At 65.1% G+C, this 15077-nt stretch carries 16 protein-coding genes; 3 read left to right on the forward strand and 13 right to left on the reverse strand.

The features are described 5' to 3' along the window. Positions 1-38: 38 nt before the first annotated feature. Positions 39-1187, reverse strand: a complete 1149-nt coding sequence (locus AB5K84_RS33245) for a patatin-like phospholipase family protein (RefSeq protein WP_011085560.1) — start codon at positions 1185-1187, stop codon at positions 39-41. Between the two features lie 198 nt (positions 1188-1385). Between AB5K84_RS33245 and AB5K84_RS33250 the strand changes: the two genes are divergently transcribed. Continuing rightward, positions 1386-2273: a LysR family transcriptional regulator gene (locus AB5K84_RS33250; protein WP_038965825.1), complete on the forward strand. Its 888-nt coding sequence runs from the start codon at positions 1386-1388 to the stop codon at positions 2271-2273. A 186-nt stretch (positions 2274-2459) separates the two neighbouring features. On the opposite strand, the gene AB5K84_RS33255 is transcribed toward AB5K84_RS33250, so the two are convergent. Continuing rightward, the gene (locus AB5K84_RS33255) at positions 2460-3176 is read right to left on the reverse strand and encodes a peroxiredoxin-like family protein (protein ID WP_011085558.1); all 717 of its coding nucleotides are present in this window, start codon (positions 3174-3176) and stop codon (positions 2460-2462) included. 82 nt (positions 3177-3258) lie between these two features. Beyond that, positions 3259-3543 (reverse strand): hypothetical protein, encoded by a 285-nt coding sequence (locus AB5K84_RS33260; RefSeq protein ID WP_038965831.1) that lies wholly within the window; start codon positions 3541-3543, stop codon positions 3259-3261. Between the two features lie 237 nt (positions 3544-3780). On the opposite strand from AB5K84_RS33260, the gene AB5K84_RS33265 reads away from it, so the two are divergent. Then, positions 3781-4263, forward strand: a complete 483-nt coding sequence (locus tag AB5K84_RS33265) for a cupin domain-containing protein (RefSeq protein ID WP_011085556.1) — start codon at positions 3781-3783, stop codon at positions 4261-4263. A gap of 165 nt (positions 4264-4428) precedes the next feature. Further along, entirely contained in the window at positions 4429-5631 is a 1203-nt protein-coding gene (locus AB5K84_RS33270; protein WP_011085555.1) for an MFS transporter, read from the forward strand. Here AB5K84_RS33270 and ccoS read toward each other — a convergent pair. The 10 genes from ccoS to AB5K84_RS33320 form a co-directional block, all read right to left on the reverse strand. Next, on the reverse strand, positions 5628-5795 hold the full coding sequence (gene ccoS / locus AB5K84_RS33275) for a cbb3-type cytochrome oxidase assembly protein CcoS (RefSeq protein WP_008138466.1): 168 nt from the start codon (positions 5793-5795) through the stop codon (positions 5628-5630). The genes AB5K84_RS33270 and ccoS overlap by 4 nt on opposite strands. After that, entirely contained in the window at positions 5795-7987 is a 2193-nt protein-coding gene (locus tag AB5K84_RS33280; protein WP_011085554.1) for a cation-translocating P-type ATPase, read from the reverse strand. The genes ccoS and AB5K84_RS33280 overlap by 1 nt, the downstream gene beginning before the upstream one ends. A gap of 10 nt (positions 7988-7997) precedes the next feature. After that, positions 7998-8483 carry a FixH family protein gene (locus AB5K84_RS33285; protein ID WP_011085553.1) on the reverse strand — a complete coding sequence of 162 codons (486 nt, stop codon included), beginning with the start codon at positions 8481-8483 and terminating at the stop codon, positions 7998-8000. Between the two features lie 15 nt (positions 8484-8498). Beyond that, on the reverse strand, positions 8499-9965 hold the full coding sequence (gene ccoG / locus AB5K84_RS33290) for a cytochrome c oxidase accessory protein CcoG (RefSeq protein WP_011085552.1): 1467 nt from the start codon (positions 9963-9965) through the stop codon (positions 8499-8501). A 111-nt stretch (positions 9966-10076) separates the two neighbouring features. Beyond that, on the reverse strand, positions 10077-10949 hold the full coding sequence (gene ccoP / locus AB5K84_RS33295; RefSeq protein ID WP_011085551.1) for a cytochrome-c oxidase, cbb3-type subunit III: 873 nt from the start codon (positions 10947-10949) through the stop codon (positions 10077-10079). A gap of 6 nt (positions 10950-10955) precedes the next feature. Further along, positions 10956-11120, reverse strand: a complete 165-nt coding sequence (locus AB5K84_RS33300; protein ID WP_015687703.1) for a CcoQ/FixQ family Cbb3-type cytochrome c oxidase assembly chaperone — start codon at positions 11118-11120, stop codon at positions 10956-10958. A gap of 13 nt (positions 11121-11133) precedes the next feature. Beyond that, entirely contained in the window at positions 11134-11868 is a 735-nt protein-coding gene (gene ccoO, locus AB5K84_RS33305) for a cytochrome-c oxidase, cbb3-type subunit II (RefSeq protein ID WP_011085549.1), read from the reverse strand. A 12-nt stretch (positions 11869-11880) separates the two neighbouring features. After that, positions 11881-13530, reverse strand: coding sequence for a cytochrome-c oxidase, cbb3-type subunit I (gene ccoN, locus AB5K84_RS33310; RefSeq protein ID WP_011085548.1), 1650 nt, complete (start codon positions 13528-13530; stop codon positions 11881-11883). A 209-nt stretch (positions 13531-13739) separates the two neighbouring features. Continuing rightward, entirely contained in the window at positions 13740-14165 is a 426-nt protein-coding gene (locus tag AB5K84_RS33315; RefSeq protein WP_011085547.1) for a CBS domain-containing protein, read from the reverse strand. A 38-nt stretch (positions 14166-14203) separates the two neighbouring features. Further along, positions 14204-15037, reverse strand: a complete 834-nt coding sequence (locus AB5K84_RS33320; RefSeq protein WP_011085546.1) for a universal stress protein — start codon at positions 15035-15037, stop codon at positions 14204-14206. Between the last annotated feature and the right edge of the window lie 40 nt (positions 15038-15077).

The following is a 15077-nucleotide window of genomic DNA, read 5'->3' on the forward strand; positions in this document are numbered from 1 at the left end:
AAATCGTCACGGCCCAATACAAATGACGGACAAGGCGCCTACTCCGCCGCAATCGGCATCTCGTCCATATGCTCGTGCAGCACCACGCCGGCGAGCGGATCGAATTCACCGATCCACGGCCTTCGTGCGAGCACGGACCTCGTATGGGCGTAGCCCGCATGCCAGCGCCGCGTAATGCCTGACGGGCTGAAGTCGATGTCCTTGGTATGGGTCTCGCGGTCGAGCTGCGGCGCCAGCAGCCGCACGACGTGCATGCGGGTCGAACAGCCGTAGCTCATCAGCTCCCTCACCGCGGGATCGCTGCGCTCGTTCTCGGGCAGACGCGCGGCGAGCTGGTTGATGACGTGCCGCAGGCGATGGGCCTGCTGCTGGCGGGCGATCTGGCTCGCGATCCGGCTGGAATACATCACATCCTTGTGCCGGTTCAGCACCTCCGCCATCGTGGTTGGCTCGGCGCCGACCGGATTCCACAGATGCACGGAGAAGATCAGCGAATCCCTGCGCGGATTGTCGTCGAACACCGCTTCCGTCGGCGTGTTCGAGAGGATGCCCCCGTCCCAATAGAGTTCGCCGTCGATGCGCACCGCCGGGAAGGCCGGCGGCAATGCGCCCGAGGCCATGACATGCTTCACCGTCAGTTCGCCGTCGCGGCTGTCGAAATAGCGCATTTCGCTGGTGCCGACATGGGCCGCACCGACCGTCAGGCGCGGCGCGCAGCGATTGGCGAGGTCGAAATCGACCAGCTCGCTCAGCGTCTTCTCCAGCGGCGCGGTCGAATAGAAACCGGCGTGATCGGCGCCGAGCGGATAGGACTCCCCGGCATGCGCCAGCGGGTTGGGCCGGAAGAAGCCGGGAATGCCGTGGGTCACGGTCGACCAATAGGCGAGCTTCTCGTTGAAGTCGGGAAACGCGGTGCGCCAGTTCCAGACCGGATTCTGCTCCATCCGCTTCCAGAATTCCTTCAGGCGCGCCAGCCGATGCTCCGGCGCATTGCCCGCGATGAGGCTCGCATTGATGGCGCCGATCGAGGTGCCGATGATCCAGTCCGGCTCGATGCCGGCCTCGTGCAGCGCCTGGTAGACGCCGGCCTGGTAGGAGCCAAGCGCGCCGCCGCCCTGCAGCACGAGAACGACCTGACCCGGCAGGTCCATGCTCTTTCGTTGCCCGTTGTCCTGCATGCCGTTCATGTCTTGCTCCTGTCGAGCCTATGGTTATCATTCGTCAGGCGTAAGGCTATTGTTACGTCTTGCCATTTTCCGCGATTGCCGGGTCTTTTGGAAATGCCGCTTGGCTTCCGAAACCATACCCACGCGCTATGGCGGCCAGGATATCATTCCCTGTCCCGATCGGTTAGATTTCCGGCCGATCCTGCCGGGAGCCGATCCATGGAAATGCACCAGGTCCGCTATTTCCTCGCGGTGGCGCAGCTTTTGAATTTCACGCGCGCCGCCGAGGAGTGCAACGTCACGCAGCCCTCGCTGACGCGCGCGATCAAGCAGCTCGAGGCCGAGCTGGGCGGCGACCTGTTTCGCCGCGAACGGCCGGCGGCGCAACTGACCGAGCTGGGCCAGCGCATGCATCCGCTGCTGAAGCAGTGCTATGACGCCGCCGCCGGTGCGCGCTCGCTCGCCTCCTCGTTCAAAAGTGGTGAGGTCGGCGCGCTCCGCGTTGCGCTGACGCATTCGGTCGACCTGGCGCTGCTCATCCCGCACCTCAACGAGATCAGGCGGCAGTTCAACCGGCTCGAATTCCGCTTCCTGCGCGGGACGAGCCGCGAGGTCGCAGAATTCCTGAAGAAGGGCGAGGCCGAGCTCGGCATCGCCGCCGAGATCGACGAGGCCTGGGAACGGCTCGACGTCTGGCCGCTGTTCACCGAGGCGTTCGATCTCATCGTCAGCAGGGAGCACCGGCTTGCCGAGCACGACACGATCGAGCCGGACGACCTGCGCGCGGAACAATTCCTCGGCCGCAGCTATTGCGAGCATTCCAAGCGCATCGCAGCGAGCCTGCGCGAGCACGGCATCGATGTCGATCACGGCCACGAGATTTCGAGCGAACGCGACCTGGTCGAACTGGTGGAGGCCGATATCGGCATCGCCATGATGCCCCACACCTCGCCCGTGCCGGAGAGCCTGAAACGCGCTGCGGTTGCCGGCCTCGATGCCCGCCGCACCGTCAGCCTCTATGGCGTCGCCGGCCGCCAGCGCACGGCGGTGGCCAACGCCGTGATGCGCATGCTGCGCGGTGCGGACTGGCGGTCGATTGCGGGGTAGCCGCGAGAACGATCGCTGCTCTTCTTCCTTCTCCCCTTGTGGGAGAAGGTGGCGCGAAGCGCCGGATGAGGGGTATGTCTCCTTAAACTCAGCTCAGCGTTGGAGGAGAGAGACCCCTCGCCCGTCTCGCCGCTATGCGGCGAGCCACCCTCTCCCACAAGGGGAGCTGGGAAGAAAACGCGAGCCTCAGTTCTCCCGGCTCGCGCTCTCCAACGCCTCGATCAGATCGTCGATCTCCATGCGCTTGCGGAAATCCGGATCGACGAAGCGCGCTTTGACGATACCGTCGCGGCCGACCACGAACACCGCCGGGATCGGCAGCATCCAGCCGTCATTGCCGTGGAATTTCGCCATATCCTGATAGGACAACAGGCGCTGGATCTCGACGCCGAGCCAGATCGCGAGATTGAGCGACAGCGCGTAACCGTTGTCGAGATCGGTCAGGATCGGAAATGGCGCACTGGAATCGGCCTTGATCTGCCGCGTGTATTCCTGCGTCTCCGGCATGATCGCAACGATCTGCGCGCCCATTGCCTTGATGCGGTCCTGCGCCTGCACCACGGCGCGCACATTGAGCCGGCAATAGGGGCACCAGTGGCCGCGGAAGAACATCACCGCGACGGGGCCTTGCGCCAGCAGCGCGGGCAACGTCACGAGACGCCCCGTCTCGTCCGGCAGCATGAATAGCGGCATCGGATCGCCCGGACGCGGCGCGTTCTCCCCGCCGCCGTTCCCGTTCAATCGCGCCACCAGGCGATCGACCGCCTCGCCATAGGCCGGAAACACCTGGCGGCTTGCGTCGGCATACGCGAGGAGCTGCTCGTTCAGGGTTCCCTCCATCTCGCGGCAGCGCTGGAAGGCAAGCTTGAGCTGCTCGGCGTCAGCTGGTGAGAGAGAGGTCATCTTCCGCTCCGGCGTTCGAAGGGCGAATATTAGGTTCCTGGTTCGGCCGCCCGCAAGGGGCGGCCGTTACGCGAGGGCCGGTTCAGTTCACGTAGAAATTGCCGGTGGGGTCGAGCCGGCCGGACGCGGAGTACAGCGTGCCGTTGTCCATGAAGAAGACGGTGTTGTCGGGCACCTTCTTGGCGTGCTTCATCATCACGTCGTGGTTCTTCTCGGCCGGGGCCATGGCCATCGCCAACATCTTGCCGGGCCCGCCATAGACATAGGCCATGCCCGCCTTCAAATCCCAGGCGGCTTCCGAGAAGGCCGAGGTGGCGATCACCGCGAAGGCGGCGGTAAAAATCAGAGTCTTGGACACTTTCGTCATGAGATGCTCCTCCGGATTGACGTGAACGCCCGCCAATCGGGCGCCCCGCCATCGGACGCCGGATACTCCGGAAGCGGAAATGCCGATGCCCAATCGGTTCGATAGCCGCCGCGCATCAACATAGCGCAGGGCTATCACATCGAAAGCAAGTCGGTATTTCAACATCGACGCGATCTCGACGAAGCTCCTGCCATAGCCGGCGACCAGCGAGGATGCGGCCAACAGAGGAGAGTTCCCATGTTCAAGCAGCACATGTTGTCGCGCCTGGTCTGGTCGGGCGCAGTCGTTCTCGGTGCACTGACATTTGCGGCGCAGCCGGCGCTCGCGGGCGAATGTCCTGTCGACAAGATCAAGCCGAACGCGCACCAGATGGTCGACTATAAGCCGGTCGGCGTCACCGACGTCACGCTCGGCGCCATCGACCTCGGCAAGCAGCCGGCGCATATCGAGGGCCGCGAGCTGCGCTTCCGCAAGCTCACCATCGAGCCCGGCGGCATCGTGCCCTGGCACAGCCACGACGACCGTCCTGCCCTGATCTTCGTGCAGCAGGGCGAGATCGTCGAGTACGCGTCCAACTGCGTCGATCCGATCGTGCACAAGGCCGGCGACATCCGCCCCGAGGTATCAGGCACCTCGCACTGGTGGAAGAACCTCGGCAAGGAAACCGTCATTCTCTATGTCGGCGACGTCCGCAGGGACCCTAATGACCACCACATGTGACGCGCGCTTGAACAGGCCGCCGTTCCGGGGCGATGCGTAGCATCAAACTACGGTGCGCAATTTGCGCACCTGGGAACCTCGAGATTCCGAGTCTGGTGCAACGAGCCGCACTTTGCGGTCCCGTCCGCACCAGCCCGGAATGACAGATCAACGGAGAGCCGTGCCATGACCGATCTTTCCGCGTCGATCAAACCGGCCGCGATGACGATGAACGCGCATTCCCCGGGCCTTGCGCTTCGTTCGCTCGTCATCGGCCTCACCGCCTTCCTGACCGTCGTCGATCTCTTCGCGACGCAGGCGATCCTGCCCTCGCTGGCGCGCCATTACGGCGTCACGCCGGCGGCGATGGGCTTTGCCGTCAACGCCAGCACCTTCGGCATGGCGATTGCTAGCCTCGTCGTCGGCTTCTTCAGCCCGCATATCAACCGGCGGACCGGCATCCTGCTCAGCCTCACGCTGCTGGCGGTGCCTACGAGCCTGCTGGCGATCGCGCCAAATCTTGGCGTCTTCACCGCTTTGCGGATCGCGCAGGGCCCGTGCATGGCATCTGCCTTCGCGCTCACCCTCGCCTATCTCGGCGAGCAATGCAGCGCGATGGACGCCGGCGGCGCGTTTGCCGCCTACATCACCGGCAATGTCGCCAGCAACCTCGTCGGCCGGCTGATCTCGGCGGCGGTCGCCGACGGCCTCGGTCTCGCCTGGAATTTCTATTTCTTCGCGGCGCTCAACCTCGCCGGCGCGGCGCTGGTCTATTTCACCATCAGGCGCGTGCAGCCGATGCATGCCATGACGCCGGCGGGCCCGCCGCTTGTCGCCATGATCGCGCATTGGCGCAATCCGCGGCTGCGCGCCGCCTACGGCATCGGCTTCTGCATCCTGTTCGCCTTCATCGGCACCTTCACATTCGTCAATTTCGTGCTGGTCCGGCCGCCGCTGTCGCTCGGCATGATGGATCTGGGCCTCGTCTATTTCGTCTTCCTGCCGTCGGTCGTCACGACGTTGCTCGCCGGCAGGGTGGCCTCGCGGCTCGGGACGCGGCCGACAATATGGGGCTCGCTCGCCGTCGCCGGACTGGGCCTGCCGCTGATGCTGGCACCGCATCTGGGCGAAGTGCTCATCGGCATGGTTCTGGTCGGTGTCGGAACATTCTTCGCGCAAGCCGCCGCGACCGGCTTCGTCGGACAGGCCGCCACCGACAACCGCGGCGTCGCCAGCGGAACCTATCTTGCCTGCTACTTCTGCGGCGGGCTGATCGGCACGGCCGTGCTCGGGCGACTGTTCGACAGTTTCGGCTGGCACGCCTGCGTCGCCGGTGTCGGCGTGGCCCTCGCGGCCGCGGCCATGCTCACATTCGCCCTTAAGCGCTAGCGCTTGACCGGCGCTTCCTGCGGCGGCTCGTCGTCGGCGATCGCGCGCCACGCCGCTCCGTCGAGATCGTCGTACTGGCCGCTCCTGAGCGACCAGAGGAAGGCGACGAGACCGGCGCCTCCGAGCATCAACGCCAGCGGAACCAGGATGACCAGGATTTCCATCACACGATCTCCCGCGAGTCGCTGCGGGCGCGCAGCGAATTCAGCATGACCAGGATCGACGATCCGCTCATGGCGGCAGCGGCAATCAGGGGCGTCACGACGCCGCTGATCGCAACCGGCACCGCGAGGACGTTATAGCCGATGGCAAGCCAGAGGTTCTGCCGCATCAGGTGCAGCGCCTTGCGCGCGGAATCGATCGCGGCGGCGACAGGAGCCAGCGGCCGGCCGAGGAAGACGAGATCGGCGGTGGCCTGGCTGAGATGCGCCGCCGAGATCGGCGACATCGAGACGTGGGCGGCCGCCAGCGAGGGCGCGTCGTTCATGCCGTCGCCGACCATCAGCACTCTTGCACCGCGCCGCTTCAACTCCTCGATCCGCGCGATCTTGTCGGCCGGCGTGACGCCGGCACGCCATTCCGGAATGGCGAGCGCATGGGCCGCGGCCTTCACCGCCGGCTCGCGGTCGCCGGAGAGGATCTCGATGCCGATGTTGCGCGCCTTCAGCGCCGCGATCACGGCCTGAGCGTCCGGACGCAGGCCCTGACGCACCCAAAGGATGAATTTTTCCGCTCCCTTGCTGAAGGCCACGATGGAGGCTTCGGGATCGAGCCTCGTACCGTCGCCGACCAGCGCCTCGGCGCCGCAGAAGGACGGACGGCCAAGGCGGATCTCGGCGCCGTCGACGTCTGCGCGCACACCCTGCCCGGCCTCCTCGACCGCGCCGACGATCGGCGACCTGGCGCCGGCGGCCTGCGCCACCGCGGCGGCAACCGGATGATGGCTCGACAGCGCGAGGCGGCCGGCGAGTTCGAAGATATCGGCGGGAATGTCAGCCGCGTTCATCACTTCGAGGTCGGGCAGCGTCAGCGTGCCGGTCTTGTCGAAGATGACGTGGTCGGCTTCCGCCAGCCGCTCGATCGCATCGCCCGAGTTGAGCAGCACGCCGGACTTGAACATCGCGCCCGAGGCCACCGTCTGCACCGTCGGAATCGCGAGCCCAAGCGCGCAGGGACAGGTGATGATCAGCACGGCAACGCCGGTCACGATCGCATCATGCCAGGACGCACCCGCGATGACCCAGCCCAAAATGGTGATGAGCGCGGTCGCATGCACCACCGGCGCGTAGAGCCGCGAGGCGCGGTCGGCGAGCCGCATGTAGCGCGAGCGCGCCTGGAGCGCGTTGTCGAGCAGCCGCGCGATCTCGGCGAGCAGCGTCGCTTCGGAGGCCGCCGAAACGCGCACCCGCAGCGTACCGGAGATGTTCATGGAGCCGGCATAGACCGGCGTGCCCTGCTCGGCCGTGACATAGAGCGTCTCGCCGGTGATCAGGCTCTGGTCGATCTCGGAACGCCCCTCGATCACCGTGCCGTCGACCGCACAGCGCTCGCCGGGCCGCAGCAGCACGATGTCGCCAGGACTGATCGCAGCGACGGGCACCTGTGAAATCTCGTCGGGCCCGACGAACTTGGCCGCCGTCTCCGCCTTCAGCGCGGCGAGATTGCCGGCGACCGCGCGCGTCCGCCGCCGCATGTTCTGGTCAAGGAAGCGGCCGACCAGCAGGAACGTCAGCAGCATGATCGCCGCGTCGAAATAGGCGTGCTCGGCATGGTGGATGGTTTCGACCACGGACATGCCGAGCGCGAGGATCACGCCGATCGAGATCGGGACGTCCATGTTGGTCGTCTTGGCCGACAGCGCGCGCCAAGCGGAGCGGAAGAACGGCTGGCCGGCATAGGCCGCCGCCGGCAGCGCGATCAGCGCCGACAGCCAGTGGAAGAAGTCGCGCTGCTCGGGCAGCATGTCCGAGACGTTGCCCGACCATACCGGGATCGACAGCATCATGACGTTCATGGTGGCGAACGCCGCAACGCCGAGGCAGCGCAGCAGGAAGCGCGATTCGGCGACCTCGGCCACTTCCGCGCTCTCGGTCTCGAACGGATAGGCCTTGTAGCCGAGCTCTTCGAGCCGGTCGATGAAACGGCCCGGGTCGAGCGTGCCCGCTTTCCATTCCAGCGCGACGCGGCGGTCGGTGAGATTCACGCGCGCCAGCGTGACGTCGGGAATGGCGGACAATCCGCGCTCGATCTTGGCCATGCAGCCGGCGCAGTGAACCCCCTCGACCGCGAGATCGATGTGCTTGATACCCTCGCCCGCGGTCCGGACGTAGTGCGAGAAATCCCGCGTGACGTGCATGCCGACGTCCTCAGTTCAGGATCACGCGGTTGCGCGACAGGAATACGCGCGTCCCCCGCGCCTCGCCCTCGATCACCAGATCCCACTGGCCCGGCGCGACGGAGGCGGCATTGCCGCGATAGATGCCGATGCCTGCCTCCGAGAGCTCGACCGAAAGATCGGCGCGCTTGTCGGTCGGCCGCTCGAGCCGGCCGCCGAACTTCAATCCGGACACCGGCTGGCCGCTGGCATCGCGTGCCTCGACCTGAAGCACGGCGCCGCCATCGGTAGCGCGCTCGATATGGGCGTTGACCTTCCATTTGCGCGCGGCCTGGTCCTGCGCCGCCGAGATCTCGCGATCATAGGTGAGACCCGCGGCATAGGGGCTGTCGACGTCGGTGCCGGGCAGCGTCGCGATCGCGAGCTTCATCATGGTCACGTTGACACCGATCACGACGCCGAAGAAGGCGACCAACATCAGGAAGACTTTTGTTCCGGTCAGCGGCTTGGAGGCCATGGCTGTCTCCTGATCCTAGGGCGCGACGAAATTGTCGGTGGCGGACGCGACCTCGCCCAGCCCGATATCGGTGACGTGGAAGCGAACCGGGATCGACTTCTCGGGATTGGTCTCCGCCGGCGCGGTGACCAGCAGGCGCAGCTCGCTGGTGGAGTCGCGGGGGATCACGATCATCGGACGGTCCGGCGTCACCGAATCGACGCCGATGACGTGAACCGTCAAATTGGCCGGCCCGTTCGCGTCGATCGCGATGACGCGGTCGTAGCCGCTCTTGTTCAGCAGCCGAACCGTGTAGGCGTTGCGGATCGAGCCGTCGCTGAGCTTGACCGCGACCGGATTGCGGTCGTGCAGCACGTTGACGTCGAGCAGGCTGCGCGTCGCCAGCGTGTAGATCATGAAGCCGCCGATGGCCGCGATGATCGCGCTGTAGACCACGGTGCGCGCCCGGACGATCCGATAGATCGGCGCCTTGCCTTCCTGGCGGCGATGGATGTTGATGTCGTTGTCATAGCCGATCAGCCGCTTCGGCCGGCCGATCTTGGTCATCACGTTGTCGCAGGCGTCGATGCAGAGGCCGCACTGGATGCATTCCATCTGCGGTCCGTTGCGGATGTCGATGCCGGTCGGGCACACCGCGACGCACTGGTAGCAATCGACGCAATCGCCGACCTGCTGGCCGAGCGCGCGCAGCTCGGCCGCCTTCTTCACCGAGGTGCGCTTCTCGCCGCGGTCGTAGCGGTAGGTGACGTTGAGCGCCCATTCGTCGGTGAGCGCTGCCTGGATCCGCGGCCACGGGCACATATAGGTGCAGACCTGCTCGCGCATGTAGCCGGCCAGCAGATAGGTCGTTGCGGTGAGGATGCCGATCCAGATATAGGCGATCATCGGCCCCTGGAAGGTCACGAGCTCCTTCACCAGGGTCGGCGCGTCGTTGAAATAGAGCACCCAGGCGCCGCCGGTCCACCAGGCGATCAGCAGCCAGATCGAATGCTTGAGCACGATCTCGGAGATGCGCTCGAGCTTCATCGGGTCGGACGATTTGTCCTTCTTCATCCGCTCGCGGCGGTCGCCTTCGATCAGGCGTTCGACGGCGTAGAACAGGTCGGTCCAGACGGTCTGCGGACAGAGATAGCCGCACCAGATCCGGCCGCCGATGGAGTTCATCAAAAACAGCGCCACCGCAGCGACGATCAGCAGGCCGGTGAAGTAGTAGACCTCCTGCGGCCACAGCTCGATGAAGAAGAAATAGAAGCGGCTGTTGGGAAGATCGATCAGCACCGCCTGGCTGGGCGCGCCAAGGCCGCGATTCCAGCGCACGAACGGCAGGAAGTAGTAAACGCCGAGGCAGAACGCCATCAGGCCCCATTTGATCCGGCGGAACGTGCCGGAGACGCTCTGGGGATAGACCTTCTTGCGGGCTGCGTAGAGCGGCCCGACGTCATCTTCCGATGTGAGGTCTTTCGGGTTCACGGTCTTGTTCATCGCCTGAAACTTTTCGAGGAGGTGCGATTAAACCTAGACCCGACGTCGCCGCGTCCGTTGATCCAGCTCAAACGGGGGCACTTTTGTTCGCCCCCGTTTGCCGCGGATCTGCTATTTTCCACCGCCCAGCGAGTGGACGTAGACCGCCATCGCCTTGATGGTGGAGGGATCCAGCCGCCCTTCCCAGGCCGGCATGACGCCGGCGCGGCCCTGGCTGATGGTTTCGATCAGGGCAGCCTCGTCCGAGCCATAGAGCCAGATCTTGTCGGTCAGGTTCGGTGCGCCCATTTCCTGGTTGCCCTTGCCGCCATCGCCGTGGCAGGCGACGCAATTCTCGACGAAGATCTTCTCGCCCTTGGCGGCGTCGTAACCCTTGCGGGTCGGCAGCCCCGACAGCGACCGCACGTAATTGGCGACCGTGACGATCTCGTCACCCTTCAGCACGCCGTCCTTGCCGAAGGCGAGCATCTGGCCCTCATGCGTCTTGGCGTGGCCGGAACGCGCGCCGAACTGGATGGTCTGCATGATCTGGTCGAGCGTGCCGCCCCACAGCCAGTCGTCGTCGTTCAGGTTCGGGAAGCCCTTGGCGCCGGCGCCGCCGGAGCCGTGGCACGGCGCGCAATTGTCGCCGAACACGGTCTTGCCCTTGGCGCGCGCAAGCGCCAGCAGGGCCGGGTCCTTCTCGACGTCGGCGAGCGAGGCCGCGCCGAGCGCCGCCATCTTGTCGCCCCTGATCTTCTCGAGATTGGCGAGCTCGACCGCGACGTCGGCGCGCGAGGAGTAGCCGAACAAGCCCGTGGTGTTGCTGGAGATCAGCGGCCAGGCCGGATACACGATCCAGTAGCCGATCGCCCAGACGATGGTGAGGTAGAAGCAGATCACCCACCAGCGCGGCAGCGGCGTGTTGAGCTCCTTGATGCCGTCCCACTCATGTCCGGTCGTCGTCTTGCCGGAGACAGAATCGAATTCGCTATGATCGGTCATGGTCTCTCACTCCTCCCGCAACGGCAGGTGTGCTGCTTCGTCGAACGCAGCCTTGTTACGGGGCCAAAATGCGTAGGCGATGATCGCGAGAAAGATCGCGACGAACACCGGCGTCCAGATCGTGGTCACGAGACCGGACGCGAGATTGTCGAGGGTCAGGATGGCTTTCATCGTTGATGCCTTCTCAGCGAAGATTGGCTTTCTCGTTGTAGATCTTGAAGTCGACCAGCGTGCCGAGCATCTGCAGATACGCGATCAGCGCGTCCATCTCGGTCGGCGTGCCGGTCTTGCCGTCGAAGTTGCGCACCACGGCCTTGGCGTAGCGCTTGTTGAAGGCGTCGGCGCCGGCATTGTCCGGATCGGCCTGGGCCTTCAGATCGGCGCTCGCGTTGGCGATCTGGTCGTCCGTGTAGGGCACGCCGACGGTCCTCAGCGTACGCATATGGTCGGCGATGGTGTCCGGATCGACCTCGGTTGCGCTGAGGAACGGATATCCCGGCATCACCGACTGCGGCACGATCGCGCGCGGGTTGGTCAGATGGGTGACGTGCCAGTCGTCGGAGTACTTGGCGCCGACGCGGGCGAGGTCCGGACCGGTGCGCTTGGAGCCCCACTGGAACGGATGGTCGAACATGCTCTCGGCGGCCAGCGAGAAGTGGCCGTAGCGCTCGACTTCGTCGCGCAGCGGCCGGATCATCTGCGAATGGCAGAGATAGCAGCCTTCGCGGACGTAGACGTTGCGGCCGGCGAGCTCCAGCGGCGTATAGGGCCTCACTCCATCGACCTTCTCGATCGTGCTCTTGAGGTAGAACAACGGAGTGATCTCGACGAGGCCGCCGATCGCGATCACCAAGAGGATGCCGACGATCAGGATGATCGAGTTCTTTTCGAAGACTTGGTGGCGTGTCCAGAACGACATTGCTTTAGCTCCTCATTCCGCCGGCTGAAGAGCGACGGGCATCTGGACTTCCGCCTCGCCGACGCGAACGGTCATCCAGAGATTGTAGGCCATGATCAGCGCGCCGATCAGGAACAGCCCGCCGCCGGCAGCACGGATGATGTAGAAGGGATGCATCGCCTCGACGGTCTCGATGAAGGAATATTCGAGGAAGCCGAGCGAGGTGTAGGCGCGCCACATCAGGCCCTGGAGGATGCCGGACACCCACATCGCCGAGATGTAGAGAACGATGCCGAGGGTCGCGACCCAGAAGTGCCAGTTGACGAGCTTCAGGCTGTAGAGGCCCTTGCGATTCCAGGCCCACGGCACCAGGCAATACAGCGCGCCGAAGGAGACGAAGCCGACCCAGCCCAGCGCGCCGGAGTGGACGTGGCCGATGGTCCAGTCGGTGTAGTGGCTGAGCGAGTTGACCACCTTGATCGACATCATCGGGCCTTCGAAGGTCGACATGCCGTAGAAGGCGACGGAGACCACGAGCATGCGCAGCACGGGGTCGGTGCGCAGCTTGTCCCAGGCGCCCGACAGCGTCATCAGGCCGTTGATCATGCCGCCCCAGGAGGGCATCCACAGCATGATCGAGAAGGTCATGCCGAGCGTCTGCGTCCAGTCGGGCAGCGCCGTGTAGTGCAGATGGTGCGGACCTGCCCAGATGTAGAGGAAGATCAGCGCCCAGAAGTGGATGATCGACAGGCGGTAGGAATAGATCGGCCGCTCGGCCCGCTTCGGGATGAAGTAGTACATGATGGCGAGGAAGCCGGCGGTCAGGAAGAAGCCGACCGCGTTATGGCCGTACCACCACTGGAACATCGCATCCTGGATGCCGCCCCAGGCGACGTAGGACTTCGAGCCGAACGCCGAGACGGGAAGCGCGGGGTTGTTGCCGAGATGCAGCACCGCGATCGTCACGATGAAGGCCAGATAGAACCAGTTCGCGACGAAGATGTGCGGTTCCTTGCGCTTGATGATGGTGGCGAGGAAGACGAGCAGATAGACCACCCAGACGATGGTCAGCCAGAGATCGGCGTACCATTCCGGCTCGGCATATTCCTTCGACTGGGTGACGCCGAGCAGATAGCCGGTGCCCGCGACCAGGATGAAGAAGTTGTAGCCGACCACGACGAACCAGGGCGCGAGATCGCCGGCAAGGCGCACGCGGCAGGACTTCTGCACGACGTAGAAGGATGTCGCGATCAGCACGTTGCCGCCGAAGGCGAAGATCACGGCAGAGGTGTGCAGCGGACGCAGGCGGCCGAAACTGATCCAGGGCAGATCGAAGTTCAGCGCAGGCCAGGCCAGCTGCGAGGCGATGATGAGGCCGACGAGGAAGCCGGCAATGCCCCAGAACATCGCCATGAAGGAGGAGAACTTGATCGGCCCCATGTTGTAGTTGGGACGGCCGTTGATCTCCGCCGGCGGCAGCGCCGCCGGGCGCTCGAAGTAGCGGTTGACGATGCAGAACACCGCCGCCACGCTCGCCGCCGCGCTGAGCGCGGCGTGGAAGGCGAAGGGCGCGTCGAGCGCCTTGGCCGCGGCGATCACGCAGAGGAAGGCGGTGGCTGCGAACACGACAGCCAGGCCGCTTTCACCGATGGTCATGGATTTGGAGATGGAGGGCTGGCTCATGCGGATTCTCTCTGAAAGAACACAGCGCCAGAAACCACATTCACCCTCGCGGGGAATTGATTGAAATCAAGATAGGTGGATTTCTGTTAATGTGAGGCTTTCGCGGATCAGAGAGCCATATCAATCGCCTGCGGCCGGCGCCGCGCGCGCGGCGACCGATCGCTTCCGTGAAATCACGGAGTTTGAAATCGCGGGAACTGGAGACCCCGTCAGTCGCGCGCGGTCGCCTTGAGCGCCGCGATGACGTCCTCGCGGGCGATGATGCCGACGAGCTTCTGCGCGCCGTCGAGCACGATGATGCTCCTGATGCGGTGCTCGACCATGATCTGGAGCACGCGCGTCAGCCGCGTGTCGGGGCTGACATAGATGAACTCCGGCGTCATGACGTCGCCGATCTTGCGGCTCATCAGGTCATGATAGCGCGGCAGCATCTGGCTCGGCGTGAAGGCGAAGCATTTCAGGATGTCGAACTTGGTGACGATGCCGACCACCTGTCCGTCGTCCTCGACCGGATAGGAGTTGAAATCGTCGCGCTCGAACATCTCGCTGAGCTCGAGCATGTCGATGTCACGTTGCACCGTCTTGACGTTGCGCGTCATGTAGCCGTCGACGGTCTGCTCAAGAAATCTGTACACGGCGCGTCCTCCTCGAATAGCTTTTGGCCGAACGGCCGTCAGTGCGACAGCAACACGCTACGGGCGGATTGAGTGACCAGATACTGGGTGACGCCTCCCAGGATCAGCTCGCGAAACCGCGAATGTCCATAGGCGCCCGCAACGATCAGGCCGGCTCCGACGTCGCCGGCGACCTGCTCCAATTGCGCGGCGGCGGGTTCGTCTCCCGCAGCCTCCGAGACGCGCGCGGTCGCGGTGACGCCGTGACGGGCGAGCCAGGCGGCAACGTCGGTGACGCCGGCCATCACAACCGAGCGGTCGTCGTCGCGCTCCGGAATTGCAGCGATGGTGACGTCCCTCGCCTTGCGCAGCATCGGCAGCGCGTCCGCCACCGCCCGCCGTGCCTCCGGCGTATCCTTCCAGGCCACCAGCACGCTGCGCAGGTCGAGCCAGTTGGCCCCATCGGGGACGACGAGAAGCGGGCGGCCGGCCTGCATCACCAGATCCTTGGGGCTTGCGAGCGCGAAAGCGTCGGAGAAGGCCGGGCTCTGCCCGCCGCTGACGACGATGTCGGCGCAGCGCGCCTGCGCCAGGGCGAATCGCGCCGGAAAATCCATGGCGCTGCGCCACTCGGCATGCCCGCCGCGATTCCTGGTGGCCGCGCGGAATTGCGCCTCCAGAGCCGCCAGCCGTCGCCTGACGGACGCTTCGCCCTCGTCGATCAGTCCCTGGGCGGCGGCGCCGTCGGTGAAATAGAGCGGCGGGGCGAACTGCGCCGCGGCAACCCCGACGATGGCGGCCTCGAATCGCTCGGCGAGCTCGCCCGCGACCTGAAGACGCGCCTCGTTGGACTGGTCGAGCGCCAAGCTGACCATCACGGTCGCGTATGTCATTAGAATTCTCCGGGCAATGAACTGCTATGAAATCTAGCTG

The organism is Bradyrhizobium sp. 1200_D9_N1_1, assembly GCF_052075915.1.
Lineage (GTDB): Bacteria > Pseudomonadota > Alphaproteobacteria > Rhizobiales > Xanthobacteraceae > Bradyrhizobium > Bradyrhizobium diazoefficiens.

Coding starts and splice junctions, on each gene's coding strand:
- AB5K84_RS33245 (WP_011085560.1), bottom strand. CDS start 1,187: ATGAACGGCATGCAGGACAACGGGCAACGAAAGAGCATGGACCTGCCG.
- AB5K84_RS33250 (WP_038965825.1), top strand. CDS start 1,386: ATGGAAATGCACCAGGTCCGCTATTTCCTCGCGGTGGCGCAGCTTTTG.
- AB5K84_RS33255 (WP_011085558.1), bottom strand. CDS start 3,176: ATGACCTCTCTCTCACCAGCTGACGCCGAGCAGCTCAAGCTTGCCTTC.
- AB5K84_RS33260 (WP_038965831.1), bottom strand. CDS start 3,543: ATGACGAAAGTGTCCAAGACTCTGATTTTTACCGCCGCCTTCGCGGTG.
- AB5K84_RS33265 (WP_011085556.1), top strand. CDS start 3,781: ATGTTCAAGCAGCACATGTTGTCGCGCCTGGTCTGGTCGGGCGCAGTC.
- AB5K84_RS33270 (WP_011085555.1), top strand. CDS start 4,429: ATGACCGATCTTTCCGCGTCGATCAAACCGGCCGCGATGACGATGAAC.
- ccoS (WP_008138466.1), bottom strand. CDS start 5,795: ATGGAAATCCTGGTCATCCTGGTTCCGCTGGCGTTGATGCTCGGAGGC.
- AB5K84_RS33280 (WP_011085554.1), bottom strand. CDS start 7,987: ATGCACGTCACGCGGGATTTCTCGCACTACGTCCGGACCGCGGGCGAG.
- AB5K84_RS33285 (WP_011085553.1), bottom strand. CDS start 8,483: ATGGCCTCCAAGCCGCTGACCGGAACAAAAGTCTTCCTGATGTTGGTC.
- ccoG (WP_011085552.1), bottom strand. CDS start 9,965: ATGAACAAGACCGTGAACCCGAAAGACCTCACATCGGAAGATGACGTC.
- ccoP (WP_011085551.1), bottom strand. CDS start 10,949: ATGACCGATCATAGCGAATTCGATTCTGTCTCCGGCAAGACGACGACC.
- AB5K84_RS33300 (WP_015687703.1), bottom strand. CDS start 11,120: ATGAAAGCCATCCTGACCCTCGACAATCTCGCGTCCGGTCTCGTGACC.
- ccoO (WP_011085549.1), bottom strand. CDS start 11,868: ATGTCGTTCTGGACACGCCACCAAGTCTTCGAAAAGAACTCGATCATC.
- ccoN (WP_011085548.1), bottom strand. CDS start 13,530: ATGAGCCAGCCCTCCATCTCCAAATCCATGACCATCGGTGAAAGCGGC.
- AB5K84_RS33320 (WP_011085546.1), bottom strand. CDS start 15,037: ATGACATACGCGACCGTGATGGTCAGCTTGGCGCTCGACCAGTCCAAC.